This window comes from Bradyrhizobium sp. 164, from assembly GCF_023073715.1.
Lineage (GTDB): Bacteria > Pseudomonadota > Alphaproteobacteria > Rhizobiales > Xanthobacteraceae > Bradyrhizobium.
In genome coordinates, this window is record NZ_JADPKA010000026.1 from 274,967 (window position 1) to 292,921 (window position 17,955).

11 protein-coding genes and 1 pseudogene are annotated in these 17,955 nt (G+C 61.2%); 4 read left to right on the forward strand and 8 right to left on the reverse strand.

What is annotated here, in order from left to right:
* Nucleotides 1-305: 305 nt before the first annotated feature.
* The gene (locus tag IVB01_RS09330; protein ID WP_247279944.1) at nt 306-1,208 is read left to right on the forward strand and encodes a hypothetical protein; all 903 of its coding nucleotides are present in this window, start codon (nt 306-308) and stop codon (nt 1,206-1,208) included.
* On the opposite strand, the gene IVB01_RS09335 is transcribed toward IVB01_RS09330, so the two are convergent.
* The 8 genes and pseudogenes from IVB01_RS09335 to IVB01_RS09370 all read right to left on the reverse strand — a co-directional run bounded on the left by IVB01_RS09335 (nt 1,114) and on the right by IVB01_RS09370 (nt 13,828).
* Nucleotides 1,114-1,737 carry an HWE histidine kinase domain-containing protein gene (locus IVB01_RS09335; RefSeq protein ID WP_247415314.1) on the reverse strand — a complete coding sequence of 208 codons (624 nt, stop codon included), beginning with the start codon at nt 1,735-1,737 and terminating at the stop codon, nt 1,114-1,116. The two genes, IVB01_RS09330 and IVB01_RS09335, sit on opposite strands and share 95 nt — an antisense overlap.
* Before the next feature lie 1,205 nt (nt 1,738-2,942).
* Entirely contained in the window at nt 2,943-4,967 is a 2,025-nt protein-coding gene (locus tag IVB01_RS09340; protein WP_247494419.1) for an NAD(P)-binding protein, read from the reverse strand.
* Nucleotides 4,968-5,024: 57 nt separating this feature from the next.
* Entirely contained in the window at nt 5,025-5,966 is a 942-nt protein-coding gene (locus IVB01_RS09345; protein WP_247279947.1) for an acetoacetate decarboxylase family protein, read from the reverse strand.
* On the reverse strand, nt 5,963-8,119 hold the full coding sequence (locus tag IVB01_RS09350) for an FAD-dependent oxidoreductase (RefSeq protein WP_247279948.1): 2,157 nt from the start codon (nt 8,117-8,119) through the stop codon (nt 5,963-5,965). The genes IVB01_RS09345 and IVB01_RS09350 overlap by 4 nt, the downstream gene beginning before the upstream one ends.
* A 17-nt stretch (nt 8,120-8,136) precedes the next feature.
* Complete coding sequence (locus IVB01_RS09355; RefSeq protein ID WP_247494420.1) at nt 8,137-12,270, reverse strand: AAA family ATPase; 4,134 nt, start codon at nt 12,268-12,270, stop codon at nt 8,137-8,139.
* Between the two features lie 230 nt (nt 12,271-12,500).
* Nucleotides 12,501-12,776 (reverse strand): hypothetical protein, encoded by a 276-nt coding sequence (locus tag IVB01_RS09360; RefSeq protein WP_247279950.1) that lies wholly within the window; start codon nt 12,774-12,776, stop codon nt 12,501-12,503.
* A 527-nt stretch (nt 12,777-13,303) separates the two neighbouring features.
* Nucleotides 13,304-13,474: a hypothetical protein gene (locus IVB01_RS09365; RefSeq protein ID WP_247279951.1), complete on the reverse strand. Its 171-nt coding sequence runs from the start codon at nt 13,472-13,474 to the stop codon at nt 13,304-13,306.
* Between the two features lie 81 nt (nt 13,475-13,555).
* Nucleotides 13,556-13,828: pseudogene (locus IVB01_RS09370) on the reverse strand (PilZ domain-containing protein).
* Between the two features lie 468 nt (nt 13,829-14,296).
* Between IVB01_RS09370 and IVB01_RS09375 the strand changes: the two are divergent.
* The 3 genes from IVB01_RS09375 (at nt 14,297) to IVB01_RS09385 (ending at nt 17,895) form a co-directional block, all read left to right on the forward strand.
* Entirely contained in the window at nt 14,297-14,635 is a 339-nt protein-coding gene (locus tag IVB01_RS09375) for an H-NS histone family protein (protein ID WP_247279952.1), read from the forward strand.
* Between the two features lie 816 nt (nt 14,636-15,451).
* A complete protein-coding gene (locus IVB01_RS09380; protein WP_247450688.1) occupies nt 15,452-15,784 on the forward strand; it encodes a hypothetical protein in 333 nt (110 codons plus the stop codon).
* Between the two features lie 752 nt (nt 15,785-16,536).
* A complete protein-coding gene (locus IVB01_RS09385) occupies nt 16,537-17,895 on the forward strand; it encodes a site-specific integrase (protein WP_247494421.1) in 1,359 nt (452 codons plus the stop codon).
* Nucleotides 17,896-17,955: the final 60 nt, after the last annotated feature.

Genomic DNA, 17,955 nt, shown 5'->3' on the forward strand with positions numbered 1-17,955 from the left:
CTCGACAGTGCGGCTCGTTGCGATTTCCGCTTAGGGGCCCTGAGCTGAATAGCGGTCCGGCTGGCAGTACGTCAGCTGTCTGGCTTGGAACGGGCACGCCGGGCGCTTCCCTCGACCGCCGCTGGTGACCTCATAGCTGCCCTTAAGCAGCGTCGGCTCTCGGGTCCCGAGCGAACAGGTGGCGGACGGTGCCACGAAGGCCGCTTGTGGTCCCAGACCAGACAAAGACGCTCCGCACAGACGTGTCTCCGGAGAGCCAAAAAACGCAGAAACAGGCTACGATCCGGCCCGACGTTGCGCCCCGATTGTCCCTCGTTGTCCTACCATTTGCAAATCTCAACAACGATGCGGAGCAGGACTATTTCGCCAACGGCATTACGACCGATCTGACGACAGATCTCGCGCAAATGCCCGAGACATTCGTGATCGGGCGCGGGACGGCTTTCACCTATAAGAATAAGCAGGTCGATCTGAAGACGCTCGGCAAGGACCTTGGTATCCGATGGGCGGTACAGGGCGCGGTGCAGCGGGCCGGAGATCGGGTCCGTATGAACGTATCACTTTCCGACCTGTCGACTGGTCGTGACGTCTGGTCGGACCGCTTTGACGGCGATCGGTCAAACCTTACTGCCTTGCAGGACCAGGTCACGGCTCGGCTCGCCCGCTCCCTCAACGTCGAGCTCATCCAGGCTGAAAGCCGGCGCAGCCAAATGGATAGGCCAACCAATCCAGACGCTGTGGATTTCAGCATGCGCGGCTGGGCGAAGCGCTATGGCCCCCGGAGCAAGTTAACGAATGCAGAGGCAAACGACCTGTTCGATAGCGCACTGCGCCTCGATCCGGACAACGTTGATGCAATCATCGGCAAGACGTTGTGCATAGCGGATGGCGTGATCTACGGATGGTCACCATCCGTAGTCGAGGACAAAAAGAGGGCGATCAAGCTAATAGATCAAGTTCTTGCAAAACGACCGGCGACCGCAAACGCGCACGTAGCCAACGGAAACATTCTGAACTACGGGAATCCTGAGGAAGCTTTACCTGAACATGACGCAGCTTTGGAAATCGATCCCAATTCGCCCGTCGCGTATGCATCCAAGGGGATCGTACTTGTTACGGCGGGACGCGCGGGTGAAGCGTTTTCTCCGATTGAGATCGCTTTGCGCCTAAGCCCCAAAGACCCGGCTGCTGGCACTTGGGTGTCGTGAGAAGGTCATGGGCACGGGCAAGAGCTAACTGCCGTCCTGTGAACGTCGGCAGAAACTCTTGCAGATCGGTGGCATGGCGAGCCGTCTGACTGGCGAGTGACTGCACCGTGGCAAGCGTATTTTTCACGTGGTGGTTCAGCTCGTCGATGAGCACCTTTTGAGCATTCTCTGCCTGCTTGCGCTCGCTGATGTCGACGAGCATGTTGATGGCGCCGACCAAGTTTCCTTCCGCATCGCGGAGCGGAGTCGGATAAGCAATGAACGGCACGCGTCTGCCGTCTGGACGCTCAGCAATTGCCTCGGCCCCGCGAACCGGGCGGTTTTCACGCAGCGCCACTGCCATCGGACATTCATTGTGCGGCAGAGGCGGACCGTCGGGCCAATAGAGTTTCCAGGTTACACACCATTTATCGCCAGGCTGGGCGTCCGCCCCGCCATCTCGACTGCGGCCCGATTGAAGAAATTTAATACGGCCGTCGGCATCAGTGGTGTAGATCGCTGCGGGCAGACCCTCAAGGAGATCGCGCATGCGTTGTAGGATGTGCGCCGAAGTTTGGAGAGAAAATCATTGGTGTGACAGCCCTTTCTCGCCGGATATTCAATCGTCAGATTCGCCGAGGGGCAGCGATTTCCGGGTTGTGGGGAAGTGTATCCGAAATCCTAGGATTGGCTTGAGTGTTGCCAGCCCGGACCATGGGAAACTGTCACGACTTAGTTTGGATCACATCGAGAAATCTCTTTAAGCGCCATAGCTTAGGCGCCCAAAGTTCAACCGCTGGATCGGCCCGACAGACTCCAATTGAACGCGAATGATCCAGATCGAACGCGAAACGACACCATTGAAAAGGAAGGATGAGATGGACGGCCGACACGGCCGTCAGAACCTTAGGTCGAAGCTCGATGACGCCCGCTTGCGTGCCGCTAAGCGATCGACGCGAAACGACACCCGAATTTGGCGCGCCGTTTCGGGCCAGATAGGCTGTTTGAATGTGTATCCGAAAATCTTGGGATTGGCTTGAGGGCTGCCAGCTCAGATCATAGGACTGACATTAGCTAGTGCGGATCACATCGAACGCGAAACGACATCGAATTAGCCGAGCGTCGGACTTTTGGGATAACAAGATGGCCCAGCAGAAACACGTCAGACTGTTCCGGAACGGCCGCAACCAGGCGGTTCGTCAACACGCCTGCTACTGCGCAGGAAGCCTGGGGGTGTTGTGCGGAGTATCTGTCCGGCACGGCGGGCTGGGAACGTCGAGGAGCGAGTGAGAGATACGGCCGCATTCAAGGCGCTAGGAGTTTCCGATTTTCGGACCAAGGCGGCGCGCGAACTGCGCGATGCTGGGTATGCCTGTCGCGCAAGAAGGCCATCTCCGTATCGCCAAAGGACGTCTGGTGACGAGCCAACGCCACGGTACCTACTATCGCGGATCGCCCACCATCGACCAATACTCGCGCTCCTGCGCGGCTTCGAGTTCCTCGAGCGTCACGGGGAATGAGCGAGAAATCGAGGTTGTAGATCGGTATCGGCGCATTGTCGGCCTGTCCCGGCGGCGACTGCGGTGCCAGCCATTCCAGCGATGTTGCCGCCTGCCACCCGCTCAAGGTCGAGATTTTCGAGCCCGATCGAACAGTGGTCGAGGGCTGGCCCTGGCGCGACCGAGTGCCGATCATCGTCGCCACGGCACGCCTGCCGGAGTTTGAGGGACCGCGCCTCAGCGCGGCTCCTGCCACCTACGTTGTCTTGATGTGGGTGGGAAAGTTGCTGATCGCGCGGGAGGCGAGCATTGCGGATTCGATCGCTGACTCGAAACATCCACCGCTGAAGCGCGTGCGCGTCCAGTCGCCGACGACATACAGGTTTGCGAAGTCTGCCGTATCCGCGGATGAAAAGCGGCTCGCAACATTCGTGCCGCTCGGCGTCTGCACATAGAGGTCCGAGCCGTCGAAATTGGCCGCGACGCAGCGGCAGGTTTGCTGGCCCGCGCCGTAGCCCGGCCACAGGATGGGCAGGTGTTGTGCGATCCACTGATCGGCCTGCTGGTTCGCTGCCTGCTGCATCGAATCCGGGGTAGGCGCGGGTTGCTGCGGCACGTGGAGACAGCCGACGAAATAGCCGATCGTCTGCGGTGCGTCTGGACAGCTCCATGATTCCGTCTGCAGCTGATGACTCATGTCTCCCCAGGAATCGTAGTTCTCAGCGAAAGCGGTCAGCACGGTCGGCCCAAGCGGCCAGCCCAGACCGGCGATGGGAGGGCCCATCCAGAGCTGCAACGACTGGGTTCCCACGGACCGGCTGTCTCCTAGCGCGGCTTGCCATCGCGCGCTGCCTTGCGCGAACGACGCCGGGGTCTTGGTGATCGCCGCGGGCGGAATGGCAAGGATGACGAGATCGAAATCCTGGTCCACCTGCAGCGGTCGCGTGCCGGCGGATGCCGTGCAGAAGCTGGATTCGAAATTGCAGCCCCGCAAGACAGAGCCGTCCTTGAGTTGATCCCAGTCCGGCTGGTTCGGCCAGCATTGCAGGTTCTTGACCGGTACCAGCGGCCTGTAGGGCGTGCCGTCCCCCGTCACGGCCTGGATCGAGATCTCGATGGACTGAATGCGCCCGTTTGCCGCGGTCATGTCGGTGAGCCGGCTGAAGAACTGCACGCATCCCGGCTGCCGCGCCTCGAGGACCTCATAGAATGGCGTGAAGATGGTGTCACCCGTTCCTGCTGCCATCTTCCACAGCGGGGCGTTGCGATAGCCAAAGGTCAGCTCCATTGCAAAGCGAAAGGTGACGCCGGCGGCCATCGAGCCATTATCGATGTTACCGGCCAGACCGTCCCGGAAGGCAAAGGCGAGATCGTAGAGCGCGCGAATGGGAGCTGAGGCCAGCGTCTCGTCGAACGCACCGCACGTCGCCAGCCATGCGCGAAAGTCCTGTGCGTTGAGCTTGTCGTAGGCGGCCTCGCCGCTGTGGGCGATATCCCGGAGATAGCCGAGGCCTGTCGCCACGCCGAGGTTGGCAAGAATGAGGAGCCGGCTCATGGCTCCAGATGCCAGCTGAAACGATTCGTTTTGCTCGGCATCGTGCCCGGCCGGTTGCCAGCCCTTGTTGCCAATCGCCTCTCTCAGTTGCTTATTGGCGATCTCGAGGTCATTGAGCTTCTTTTTCGTTCTTTCATCCGTTGGTTCGAACAGGGGAGCACGCAATGCGGCAATCGCGGCCTTGCCGCAATTGATCAGCTTATCGAGGCCAACCGACGTCTCGAGCCAATCGGCCAGCCTTTTTACCAGCCGATGCATGGCATCCACAGGCCCTTCCGCCAGGGCCCGCGCGGCCATCGGATCTGCGCCGAGACCGTCGCCAGGTTCACCTGGAGATCGAGGCAGGTTGGCGAAGTCCCATGGCTCCCAGGCTCCTCCGCGACCGTCGGGCTCCATGAGGGTGATCTTGCGCTGAGGGATGAACGCCTGCTCCCAGGTGGAGAGCGGACTGCCCGGGCCAGGATGCCAGGCCTCATAGCACGCCCGCAGCGTCGCAAACGCGTTGTGATAGCAGCCCATCAGCATGTGGAGCCCATGCTCTTCAATACGGTCGTGCTCGCTGTAATTACGCCCGCTGGCGCATTTTCCCCCAAGGCGCCAGCCCTGGGTGTAGAGTGTGACCCGATAGCGATCGTTCTGCTCCGGCGCCGTTAGCCAAAAGGCCGCGGCGAGTCCCGCCGGTCCTCCTCCGATGATCACGACGTTGATTTGCGATCCGTGGGGCATGGCTTATCCTCCATGCAGCATCGGTGCACCGATGCTGCCAAAACCAATTGAGCTCGTCTACGTTGCAACGATCACGGCGCTGCCGGGAAGCGCTGTATAATCGATCCTTGCCCAACCGGCGAACCTGATCGGCAGGCGTGTGGTCGGGGATGTTGGCATCGTCCCGAGCAAGTCGAACACGATCCTGTGGCTTTCGCAGGTGGCAATCTCGGCGGTGAAGCTGTCGAACAGCGGGCCCCCAGCGGCGAAATTCGTCACTGCGATCGGCGAGTTGACGATTGCCTGATAGCAGCAGATCGTCGGATCGTCCGACGTACGGAATTGCTTCAGCACGACACACGAAATTTCCGGCTGGCGGGTGAGCATCTGGAGGGCATCTTCGGCGATCCCGTCGAGCAAGCCTCGCACCGCGCCGCGGGCTGCTGCCCCCGCGCTGTCCCAAGGTTCGGACTTGGCGCCCTCGTTGGTCCTGAAGATACGATAGAGAACGACGTCCTGCGCGGGCGTCGTCGGCGCGAGGACCGGGAACACCGTGGTCCGACAAGAAAAGCCCGCGCCCGGCGCATCGGTGTCGACGCCGATGCGCGCGAAAGCTTTCGGCCATCCCCAGACCTCGCGCCCGGTGACAAGGCCGATCGTGTAGTCAATGAAGATATAGGGCGCCCAGAACACCAGCCGGCTGGGAAGCGGATTGGTGCCATGAAACTCCCAGAGCGGCACCAGGATCATGGTCTCGCGCCCGGGCATGAAGCCGATCGCATCGACCGTCGAGGTACATCTTGCATTGTCGCTGAAGCTGAAGATCGCGGCGGACAGCGCAGGGGCGTAGCGCACCCGTCCGGGAGCTACGGGATTGAGAAGCGCATCCACGAGGTTCTGAACGGCGGTGGTGTCGGTCTCGATGCTGAAGAGGCTCATCGTGGCATCGGCGAAGGTGTCGGGAGCTGACAGACACGTCGCGCCGTGTCCGATCCACGATATGTAGGGTACCTCTGTCATGTTCCTGGTCCTTGCGATGGCCGGCGTTGCAGGAAGTCGTACCCGACAATGTGAGCAGGGGCGCCGCTGATCGCGCGCGCGGCCGCCGCACCGGACATCACGGCTCCCTCGATTGCCGTGGTGTTGAAACCGTGCCGGCTGCCCTCGCCGGCAAGGATGAGGTTGTTGAAGCCGGTCTGGTCGGGATGCAGCCGATACTGCGTCGTTCCCGCTGCCGACAGCGTGCAGCATTCGGTCGGGTCGATATTGGCGCGCCAGAACTGCTGGTTGAAACGTGCTGTGCCGACGGCCGGCTCCGTCACGTGCAGCACGTCGAAATCGAAGGCGCCGTTGGGATCAGCGAGTGGCCACAGGCCGTAGGACGACTCGTTGAGCCACGCGATCGCCTGGGTCCGGATCTCATCATGGGCCTGGGCGGGAACGCCTGTATTGGAGGAGGGCTGCCGGAATAGCGTCGTCTTGTATGTTCCAGTGAGATAGTGCAGGGACTGCGGCCTCGGCCCCTGCCAGGTTTCGAACGGCAACACCTGGGTCATGTCGGCCCAGATGTTTAGATACTCGGGCCCTGAAACGGTCGCGGCTTTGCCGGTGGTCCAGCCGAGGCCGGCACTGGTCGGGTCGCACCACAGCTGGACCGACTGCGTCGGCACGACACCGACATTCTGAACGTACGAGGCAAACGCTCCGTTCTTGGCGATCAGCTCCGCGCACATGCTGGCGTCAGCGCCATTCAGGGGCTTGTAGGCGCCGAGCGAGATCGCAAGGACCGCGATGTGGAAATCCGTTCCGAGATGAAGCTCCTCGGGTGGTCCGACGGGCGGCCGATCGCACCAATAGCTCTCAAAATTGACCTTTGCGGCCTTCATCTCGGCGCCGTCGACGAGTTGCTCCCAAAGCGGCTCGGCCGGCCAGACAGTCAATCCATCCGCAAGATCGTAGGTGGGCTGGTAGTCGCCGGAGATCGTCTCCACCTGCTTGTCCATCCGGATCGTCTGGATCAGCGTCCCGTCCGGCGACAAGCCGAGATGTGTCACCTTGCGGAAAAATTTGAAGCTCACGCCCAACGAAACAAGATGCTCGTACAGCGGCGCGACGATCACCTCGCCCATGCCGGCCTGGATGTCCCACATCATGGCGCCCTTGTAGGTTCCGATCAGACGCATGATGACGCCGAGCCCGGAGCCCGCGGCGTAGGATGGACGCGACACATCACCGTCCTCGTACTGATACAAGGTGTCGTAGAGGACGCGAATGACCGAGGACGTGTTAACGATCGTGGGGTTGGCGCCGTGGTTGATCAACCAGGCGCGAAAGTCGTAGCCGTCGAGCGCTTCGAGGGGACGGTCCGGCACGACCAAATCCCAGAAAATGCCGGCAGAGGTTGCTGCGAAGATATCGAGGACTTCGGTCAGGATGCGGTGATCGAGTGGAGATGCCTCCACGAATTCCGCCCTCTGTTCACCCACGAACTTCCGTCCGGCCAGCGCATCGCGCGCCCACCGGACGAGGTCGTGAAATTCTTTCATGTCCTGTTCGGTCAGCTTGCGAAGATCTGAACCGTGAGCACGCAGGTGGTTCTGCGCCGCTCTCACCGCACCCGCCGGTGTCGCAGTATCCGACGACAGCGCCAGGGCTCCGGTGGGCGGCAGCCAGCCGGCCGCAGCGACCGCCTCTGCGGGGGCCGGTTGCTGCAGGCGACGTTCAATCGCCTCCGCGATCCAGCCGGCGACCATCTGCATCATCTGGCCCCAGCTCGGCAGGAGTGTGCCGTCACCGGGCGTTCCATCGTTGGTCGGCCAGGTCAGTGGCCAGTACGTCCATCGGCCGTTGTCGTAAACGCCGATCGGCGTGTAGCTTTGCGGCGTCACGGCGGCCGTCCAGTCCGTCAGCATGCCGCCGGGCGGATTCGCCGCATAAAGCTCCTGGAGCATCTGAAAGGTGTTTTCGTAGCAGCCGAACCAGACGTGAAGGCCGTGCTCGAGATTGCGTCCCAGATCGTCCCTTCCGCTTGCTGCCTTGCCGCCGAGCCGCCAACCAAGCTGGTACACCGCGACCTCGTATCGATCGCGCAGAGCGTGGGTCTTGGTAAGGTGATAGGCCGCGCTCAGCCCGGCCATGCCTCCGCCGAGAATCGCGATCTTCTGCTTCGCCATCGATCTTTCCTCTCATGCTACGCCCGGATGGCTGAGTGACCCTCGCGCTTGACTGCTGCAGCCGTCATTAAATCGTAGCCCCACGGCCGGGCTCCCAGGCCATCGAGCATCGACATTCCCTGTTCGTAGTGGTGCTCGCGCGCGGCGTTGTCGGGCAGGGCTTGCGCGAGCCCGAGATGACCCAATGCCTCCTCAAGCGGCATCTGCAATCGTCGCGCCCAACCCTGCGCACGGCGGAACTGACGGATCGCTCGGCTCTGCCGTCCCGAGGCCAATGCAAAGCGGCCTTCGAGCACGTGCGCGCGCGGGCGGCATATCCGCGTCCGCGCTGCGTAGGCCGATACGGCGCGGCACGCCTCGGCCGTGCGCGCATGCAAGCCGTCGTCGCGCTTGCCGTCAGCCTGGCTTTGCTCGAGCAGTTCGAGGAACACGGCAGCCACGCTGCTGACGCTGTTGTACGCCGAGCCCATCGTGCAGAAGCCGGCGGCCAGGTTCTGCAATGCCTCGTCGGCACCGCGCCGTGCGCCCTCGATGTCGCCTGCCCTGAGACGAGCGGCAGCGGCAACGCCGTCGCAGAGGTGGCGTTCGGCCGGATAGAGAACGAGCTCCCGCACCGCTTCCATCCGTCGCACCGCGGCAGCAGGCGGGCGGCCCTCCAGCATATCGAGTGCCGACTGACCGGCGAGCAACCAGATCCGCACCGCATTCGTTTCGGCCCCCTCCGCGTCCCATCCGAACTCGCTGAGGATGGCACGCGCTTCGCGGTAGTTCGCGGCGGCCATCGCGATATACCCGAGCACCGCGCGGCACGACTGTCGGCGAAACCGGTCGCCGAGCCGCTCGAACAGCTTGGCGCCATCCTGCAGAAGCGTACGCGCCTCGTCCCAGTCACAAGTGTGCAGCGAGTAGACCGCGCCATAGAGACGGGCAAAACCCTGGTCCCGCAATTCTCCGACACGTTTGGATTCGTCGATTGCGCGTTGACGATAGTAGCGGCCCAGCGCATGCAGGCGCGTCGTTCCAAGTCCGATCGCGAGCGCCCCGTATCCGCCGATCGTCTCCGAGACCGCACCAACTTTTTCGGCCTGGTTCAACGCCGCGAGCGTATCGTGCTCCAGCTCGGTGGATTGGCACATGAAGTAGGCGCGCTCGGCGAGGCGTGTATGCAGAAGGGCGGACAGCCGCTCCCGTTGGCGGGTAACTTCATCGCATGGCGTTCGCATCAAGCCGACTCGGTGCGCGGCTTGTCGAGCGAGCTGCCGAATCGTGGAGAGCCTCATCTGGAGGGGGGTCTCCGGCCTCTTGATCCTGTTCAGCCGCATGCATTCCCGGAAATAGCCCTCGGCGTCACCGAAGCGCGCCAAGGCGTGGAGCGCTTCTCCTCTCAGGAACGCGAAGGTCGAGCGCTGGGCGTCGGTCAGCGCCAGCCGTGCGGTCCTGGCCAGACGGTCGGCGCGCTCCACATGCATCAGCGCGTCATCATTGGCAGAGCGGAGCACGGCGAGGCTCGCCGCCGACAGGCGAAACTCGACCGCTCTCGCCGTCTCGCCCGCGTGCTCGCAATGATGGGCGAGCTCCGAATAGTGCGGCTCCAGCGCCTCCGCGCGCCGCCGCTCGATCTGCTCGACGAGATGAAGATGGATCGATCGTCGTTGCGCATAGCTCAGGAGCTCGTATGTCGCTTCCTGAATGATCACATGGCGGAAGGCATGCGCGGCGCTGTCTCCTCCGGATGCGGGCTCCAGAATGCCCGCGAGGGCCAGGCGCCGCACGCTCATCTCGAGGCTGCGCGCCTCGCTCGGAAGCGGATAGATCGCCCGCAATGTGTCCATGTCGAAAACGCGGCCGATGACGCTCGCAACCTTAGCCACGAGCTGATCGGCCTGACCAAGATGGTCGATGCGTCCGACGACCAGGTCACGGAGCTTTTGCGGCACCGCGGCGGCTCTGAGATCGGACGCATGCACGAGACATTTCCCCTCCCGTGCTTCGATCAACCCATGCTCCTGCAGCGAAAGCACGAGCTGCTCGATATGGATCGGCAAGCCTTGCGACTGTCCGTAGACGAAATCGACCAGCCGGCGTGGGACGGACATGACGTTCAGGAGATCGCAGATGATCTGCGTCGTGCCTTTCGAGTCAATCCGTGTAACCGGGATGCGGCGGGACGCACGCTGGATGACCCGTCCGCCGTGCGGCGCCTCCGTCGCATCGAACGGCCGCGACGTCACCACGATCAGCAGCCGGGGCAATCTGCGCGCCAGCGCCAGCAGAAGGTCCGCCGACAGCGCATCGATCCAGTGCAAATCGTCGAGCAGGATCAAAGGGGCCCGATCCGCCATTCTTCGGGCGGCGAGCGCAACGATGATATCCTCTATGCCCGCCTGTCGCGCCGCGCCCTTGATCTGGGCAGCAAGTTCGCTGCTCGGCAATCCGAGCGGCATCACGTCCTCGATCAAGGCCGCCTTCTCGATGAGGTCAGTTTCGGCAAGCGCCTCGTGAAGTCGTGTCCGCAGCAGAGGCGGGCTCACGGGTTCGCGGTCGCCGGGCTCGCGCAGCAATTGCTGCACGAAATTGCGGAAGACGTAGTAGGGCGTCGCGCGCTCGATCACGTGCGTGGCAGCGACGATCGTCGTGTGGCGACTGCGTTCGGCCGCCTCACGCAAGGCCTGGAGCAATCGGGATTTGCCAGCGCCTGGTTCGCCTTCCAGAACGACGAGGCCGCCTTCACCACTGCCGAGCCCTCGCGTCAATTCCGCATATTCGGCATCGCGCCCGACGAGCGCTTTCTGCCCGGCGGGCGAGTGCGCAGGTGCCGCGAATGCCTGCGAAAGGCGGTGTACGGCAAGCGGACGCCCGCGCCCCTTGACCGAGATTTCCTCGGCTGGCGAGAAGGCGAACCGCCCGCTCGCCGCGCGGGCCGTCTCGGCATCGTAGAGCACGTCGTCGTCGGCGGCCTGCATGAGCCGCGCGCCGTAGTTCATGACGGGTCCGTTCAAGACGTAGTCGCGTCGCGCCGCGTTGCCGACCAGGCCGCAGAATACGCGGCCCGTCGCCACGCCGAGCGAGTGCGGTATGCCGAGCTTCGAGGCGTCCTCACGAATGCGTTCGGCGATCCCGACCGCGTGAGCCGCATTGCTTTCCGAGCCGAAGGACGGCAAGCCGCAGACGATGAGTGCGATGACGCCTTTTTCGTTAGCGACCACCCGCAGAATTTCGACATCGAGCGCCTCCGCGGCTTTCGCGACGACCTCGAACATCGTTTGCAGCCGAGCCTGGGCGGAGCCGTCGGGAAGCTCCGGTGCGCTGAGCCGAACATAGATAAGGCTCACGGCCCGGAATTCGGTCAGCCAGGCTACGAGATCGGACTGGCCGCGCGCGACGACCACGCGCGGCAGGAACGATTTTGGCGTGGACCACGAGAGCGGAATCGGACCAGGCGCCGGGCCGCGATCCGCTGGCCCCGTGTCGACCAAGGCGTCGAGGCGTGCCGCGGCGTGCATCGCTTCGCCGTGAGAGCCAATCGGTTCGAGCTTCGCTGCGGCGCCGAGCATTTGCGCGACCGCATCGTCGACGATCACCTCGCCCGGCTCGACCTCGTGCGAGATCGCGCTGATCGTGCGCAACGGCTCGCCGGCGAGAACATGAAAGCGCCGCCCGCTGTTGCCGGAAAGAATGACCGAGGTGAATTTGCCGGCGACCAGCGTCACTCGGTGGCGAAGCGAGGCGGGCGGCTGGACCGGCCAATGGAGCTGGACCTCGCGCAGGCCAATTGCAGCCCGTGCGGCTGAGACGGCCGGGGTGCTCGTCGATCCGGCGGCGCGCCAAAGCGCGATCGCGGCGTCGCCATCAATGCCCACCACGTCGCCGCCATGCGCCAGCACAATGTTGATCACGCAGCGGAAATAGTCGTTGAGGACGTCCCCGAGCCGCTCGGCGCCATCGGGACCGGACGCGGCCACCAGATCGGTCATGGACGTGGAGTCGACGATGTCGACGAAGAGAACGATTCCGTCGATGTCGCGAAAGCGAAAGCCTTCGGCGTCACCTCCGTCCGCCAGCTCCTGATAGAGTAAGTTCGAGGCGAAGCCTTGGAGCCGCTGGTCCAAAAGGGGAGTAGACAAAACTGCCCTCCCGAGGTGCGGGATCATTCACTGTATCAATGCACTACCGAAGCGCGTCTGACCGTGAACGGCTTCACATATCGGCAAATTACGTCTGGTTGTTCCAATGCTAACCTTCAGCTTCGGCGGTGTAAACAAACAATTGGGCACCTCTCGGAATCACGTCATCGATGTCGCCGGAAGCGACTAATTCACTTGCTTTCGCAATGTCTTCGAAGCCGTCGGGTTGATGGGATCCTGTCGCGAATGGCGCGCCGTCATTTTGTCGCCCGCCTGCTCCTGCGCGTCGATCCCAGTTTCGCCTTGACGTGGTCCTTCGGCCAAAGCGCGCCTTCGGGCAGAACCCGGACGCGGCCGTCATCATCGTTGCTGACTAGAACCTGGTCGCTTACATCGCCATCGATGCGGGTCAGCCTGAGATCGGTCTCGGGCGTCCAGCCGAGGGTGATGTCGACGTCACCAGGGAACACCTGCCAGCGTGAGCCGTCGTCGAGCTCGACGATATGGCTTTCGGAATGGGATACGATCCTCAAGGCTCGATCTCCAGCTTTCACGACGATAGCGGGGCGTGATCTGGCGGAGCGCATCCCGAATGCCAAATACATTGAATACTCAAACGGAGGACATGCCTTCTGGTTCGGCGATGCCGAGGCACTTCTCGGCGATATCGAAGAATTCATCACGGGAGATCATGAGAATTTATCGAATGATTTCGAGCGAGTTTTGATCACGATTCTATTCACCGACATCGTCGATTCGACCCGCAGCGCAGCCAGGATGGGCGACCTAGCATGGCGTCGGTTGTTGGACCAACACCACCAAATGGCAAGCGGGATCGTAAAGAAGCATCGCGGTAATCTCGTTAAATCTATCGTCGACGGATTCTTGGCAACCTGGGCATCTTTTCTCAGGTTGATGGAGCGCTCTTCAGGGGGCGTAATACTGAGGCCGCGGTCAGGCTTATCCGCGAATCGGCCGCGGGTTTGGTTTATAGAATTGGAAAGCAACTCTAGACTCTGCAGCGCGACGTCCGAGGCAGCCAATCCCGAAATGCCCGGTGTCAGTCCGGCATGAGGCTACTCGGCTGTTTCCCAGCCAACTCGCGGCCGGCGAAGTTAAGCTCCAGATCTCTAAGGTGTTCGATCAACTGCTCTATGATCTCGTGATAGTCGGATGGCGTCAATGAATGCACGCCGCGCAACGCCAATTCATCCTGAAGAATCGTCGACAACAAGCCTGTCAGTCGTCTGAGCGAGCATGGATAAATCTGAAGTCTCATTGTGAACCGACGAGACGTTTCTCTGCGTTCGGTTTACTCTTTGTCTTCTGTGACGAACTGAACTCCGACGTGAGAACCATCCACCCAAATTACAGCGCCGAAATGCCAGACCCGTGGAGGACAGAACCAAGAAGAATTCCTGTGCTTTCAGGGGATCTGTCGAGCCGTCAACCTCAAGCTTGGCACCCATTGCAGAGGCATCGACAAGGGTCAGCTTCGCCGCCACGTCCCGTGGACACCCATGATGCTGACCGTATGCTTGTGTTCAAAGCGAACACGGTGAGCTTTTCGGTTGTTTTCCATCATCTGCAATCCCTAATTTCAAATCAGTTTCTCCAAATAAATGCGCCGCCTTCCTGCGCGTCTCTGCAATAAGCAAACTCGATCTTCGCCGACTGAGCCAGTAGAGCCGTCTTCTGGCCGCTTCATTTAGTTGTGTCTGTCCCACCATCAATCGGATGCAGCTACTCGCAAGCTCATAAATCAAGACAGCCCGAGCGAATGTCATCTGTTGTTTGAATGTCGAGAGCTTGAACCTGCGACAACAGAGCGGCGACGTTCGGCCCAATGCCGGGCAGTCTCTGGCATGAGGGACTTGTCTCAGATTTCGCCTTGTATGGCTGCCGAAATATGAGCACTGAGGACATTGTCGCAATTCTCAATTCCGGATCGGCATGGCCTTGCCGAACATAAACAGGAGACGATGAAAAATAGAGCGATACGAATACACCCGACTTGTTTGCTGGGCCTTCTCCCAAGAATTCGGATCGAGCCATGAACGCCGCCCATTTCAATTCGCTCTCCCTTGACGAGCTCTGGAGATTTCATCAGCAGGTCACCGCCAGCCTTACTCAGAAAATGTTAGTGCAAAAAGCAAAATTGGAGGAACGGCTCCACAAGATTGGACTCGCTGACGAGGCCACAAGGTTCGATCGTAAGCGCCGTCCATACCCGCCCGTTCGTCCCAAATATCGCAATCCAAGGAACCCGGCGGAGACATGGTCGGGTCGCGGCAGGCTGCCTCGCTGGCTGCGGCCGCAGCTTCGAGGCGGCGGGAAGTTGGACGACTTCCTAATCGACCAGACTTCGGTTCAAAAGCGGCAGACCAATTGAGCGCTGCGGGCGCGACCGCGTTGGAAAGAAGGCCAACCCCACATCCTTTCCTTGTCTGGCATCCGTTTGGCTTCTCCGACTGAAAGAACACGAAGGCCAGCGCCGCAGCATCGAACAGCCCTATCGGGCAATCTTCATTCACCACGGCTTGCGTTGGCGGTGGAACGTCTCGCTCTAACGCCCGTGCGAGCCGGTAGGGTTTGCTTTCTGAGGTCATCGCCGAGACGCGAGCATACGCCGAACTGACATGTTGGCGCTCGTATGTATGTCCCCGCACTCCAGTAGCTTGGACGCGTGGACACCAATACACAGGCTCTAGACGCGAGCGGACGTTCTACGAAGCTGGAGACATCCGTCGAATGGCCCAAGGACTCGATCGCGGCACCCACAGTAAGTGATGAAGCGACTACACCAGCGCGACAACGCCGCGCATTTGTAGGTCGAACGAAAGTGCGCACTCGATCCGACTTACGATAAGTTCTGCTAGGATCGGGCGAGGGCACGCATCGTTAGCCACTGGCGCGACCGCGAGAAACTGCGCAACATCGACTTGGCTAGCGTGGGCAAGCGGCTATGGAGCTCCGGGATGGGGCCGCCGAAGTCGGAGCGATCAACGCGCTGATGCCGAGTTCGGAAGCGGACGCGCTTGCAAAACACAGTCCCACCGTCATTTGGTCGCTCCGGGGGCCGCCAGACATCACTCCTTTGGTCTTCTGCGTGTGATGCGCCGCTGATTTATTCGTGCCGAGATGCATCGGCTGTTAAGGGTTGATTTAGTTCCCGGCACGATCATTGGGGACCACAAGGGACCCGAGCATGCAACTGCATCATGCCAATACCTTGGAAAGGTTCGAGACTGTCGCGGATCAAGGCAGTTGCGAGGTCGCGACCCGGCCCGTCACTCTCGACCAATCAGATTTCTCGACCTCCAATCGAGATGAGGTCCTGGCGCTATTGGCGCCGAGCGGCCTTGCAAAACGCACTTTTTGGCTCGTCGTGGCCGCCTTGGCTGGGGGCTTCGGATTGGGATGGGCTGGTGCTTGGTACGGTCCTGCAACTATCTCGCCTCTCAACCCAATTGCTCAGGTAGAGACCGTTTCGCGCCGCATGCCGGACACAAAGTCAGGCGGCAGGATCGAAAGCGCTTGAAAGGTAGCATCAGCCTCGGACTCGCGAACACCGCCTGGTGTAGGTCAGCCCTCCACAACAAGCGCGAGCCTTGCTCCGAAGCCCTTGGCCAAAGCGTCGAGTGGGGCGCAATCGGCGGAAGCTTCGAACCAAGCTTCTTCGGCCGGCGAGGCGGACATGTCTGTGACCGGCTCGCTTGGGTCTGCGGGGCCGCTCATGTCGGTCCCCGAGACAAGACCAACGACTATTAGGGGGTGGGCAGTCCTTGACGTTCGCGGTGGAACGGCGGTGCTCGAAGGGCCCGATGGGATTCGAATGGCAGCACGGGGCGACGTGGTCCCCGGCATCGGGCGGATCGACTCTATCGTGCGTTGGGGCAACCGCTGGATAGTTGCAACGCCTGGTGGATTGATCTCGACGCCCTAGGCGTGAACGGCTGCGACGAAGAGGCATGCCATCCATTCGTGCGGCACACACTGCAGGGCGCGGGCCCGGGTTTTTGCAATTCAGTTTCACCCGATCTAGCCAGGACTGTTGAGCCATCGACCTCGAGCTCCGGCGGAATTCGAATGGGCGATCTTTGCCTTCGGAGCAAGATAACGTGCCCATCCGAAAAATGCGATAGGGCACGCTACACTACGCTATCCAGCTGAAGCAACTGGATATTCTCGACAACAACAGCGACGTTCCTATCCGAAAACCCGCCGCGATATTCTCCCGCGTGCTTACGCACTGCTTACGCGAGAGATCGGGGTCCGGAACAAAGGAATGTCATGGTCAAGATCACAAAGAGGGTCGTCGAGGCGGCGGAAGCTCAAGAGAAGGATTACCTTATCTGGGATGACGAGCTGCCGGGCTTCGGACTCCGGGTCTTTAATTCAGGCAAGCGCAGCTACGTCATCCAATATAGAATAGGTGGTCGCTCCCGACGCTACACAATTGGGCCTCACGGAGCTTGGGCGCCCGAGACTGCACGCCGAGAGGCAAAGGTGCAATTGGGTCGCGTCGCTGGGGGTGACGACCCCGTCGAGGATAGGCAGCTCGATCAGAAGGCGATCACCGTGAAGGAGCTGTGCGCCCGCTATTTCGCTGATCTCCAGGCCGGGCTCATCCTAGGGAAGGGCGGACGACCGAAGAAAGCCTCAACGATCGTCACCGATACTGGCCGTATCGAGCGTCACATCGTTCCCCTTCTGGGAACACGGAGGGTCAAGGATCTCACCAAGACCGATATCAACAAAGTCCTCAAGGACATCATGGCCGGAAAGACGCGGGTTTCGGTCAAGACTAAGAAGTTGCGCGGAAAAGCCGTCGTTCGCGGCGGAGCTGGAGCGGCCACCCGCACCGTTGGTCTTCTCGGCGGTATCCTCACCTACGCCGTCGAAATGGGCATTATTGAAACCAATCCAGCTCATGGCATCCGCAAGCCAAAGGACAACGTGCGAAAGCGTCGGCTATCGGAGGCGGAGTATCGAATACTCGGTCGGATGCTTCGCGACGCCGCCGAGCAGGAGAAGTACGCCACGATTGTGGACATCGTTCGCCAGCTTGCGCTGACCGGCTGCCGCCGCAGCGAGATGATCGGCCTGATGTGGACGGAAGCTGACACCGAGTCGAGTTGCTTGCGGTTGGAGGACAGCAAGGAGGGAGAATCCATTCGTCCCATTGGCCTGCCGGTCGTCGAATATCTCGAGCGACGGCGCACGGACAATGTCGGCACATACGTCTTCCCGGGGCAGGGAGAAGACAACGCCTTCGGCAGCTTTCCGAACCATTGGAAGCATCTCTTCGAGGACTCCCCGCTATCCGATATTACTCCCCATGTCCTGCGTCATAGCTTTGCGAGCATCGCCAACGATCTCGGTTTTACCGAGGTGACCATCGCGGCCCTAGTAGGCCACGCAAAGGGTTCGGTAACGAGCAAGTATATCCATACGCTTGACACCGCACTCATTATGGCTGCGGACACGATCTCCGGCTACATTCAAGGACTCCTAGACGGCATCGAGTTCAAGCAGACCGCCTATGCGTTGGACCGCGATTCACGCAAGGCCGCTCTGGCTCGATTCCTGAAGAGGGCTTCAAGTGGTGATCAAGAGACGGCCGAGGAGGAGCGCCGCTTAGCTGCATAATCCTGAGACGCAATGCGAGTTATCGACAGCCGGTTCTGGCGCAAAGCTTCCGCTCGAACC

Coding starts and splice junctions, on each gene's coding strand:
- IVB01_RS09350 (WP_247279948.1), bottom strand. CDS start 8,119: ATGGCGAAGCAGAAGATCGCGATTCTCGGCGGAGGCATGGCCGGGCTG.
- IVB01_RS09380 (WP_247450688.1), top strand. CDS start 15,452: ATGCAACTGCATCATGCCAATACCTTGGAAAGGTTCGAGACTGTCGCG.
- IVB01_RS09340 (WP_247494419.1), bottom strand. CDS start 4,967: ATGCCCCACGGATCGCAAATCAACGTCGTGATCATCGGAGGAGGACCG.
- IVB01_RS09335 (WP_247415314.1), bottom strand. CDS start 1,737: ATGCGCGATCTCCTTGAGGGTCTGCCCGCAGCGATCTACACCACTGAT.
- IVB01_RS09385 (WP_247494421.1), top strand. CDS start 16,537: ATGGTCAAGATCACAAAGAGGGTCGTCGAGGCGGCGGAAGCTCAAGAG.
- IVB01_RS09345 (WP_247279947.1), bottom strand. CDS start 5,966: ATGACAGAGGTACCCTACATATCGTGGATCGGACACGGCGCGACGTGT.
- IVB01_RS09355 (WP_247494420.1), bottom strand. CDS start 12,270: ATGATCCCGCACCTCGGGAGGGCAGTTTTGTCTACTCCCCTTTTGGAC.
- IVB01_RS09375 (WP_247279952.1), top strand. CDS start 14,297: ATGAACGCCGCCCATTTCAATTCGCTCTCCCTTGACGAGCTCTGGAGA.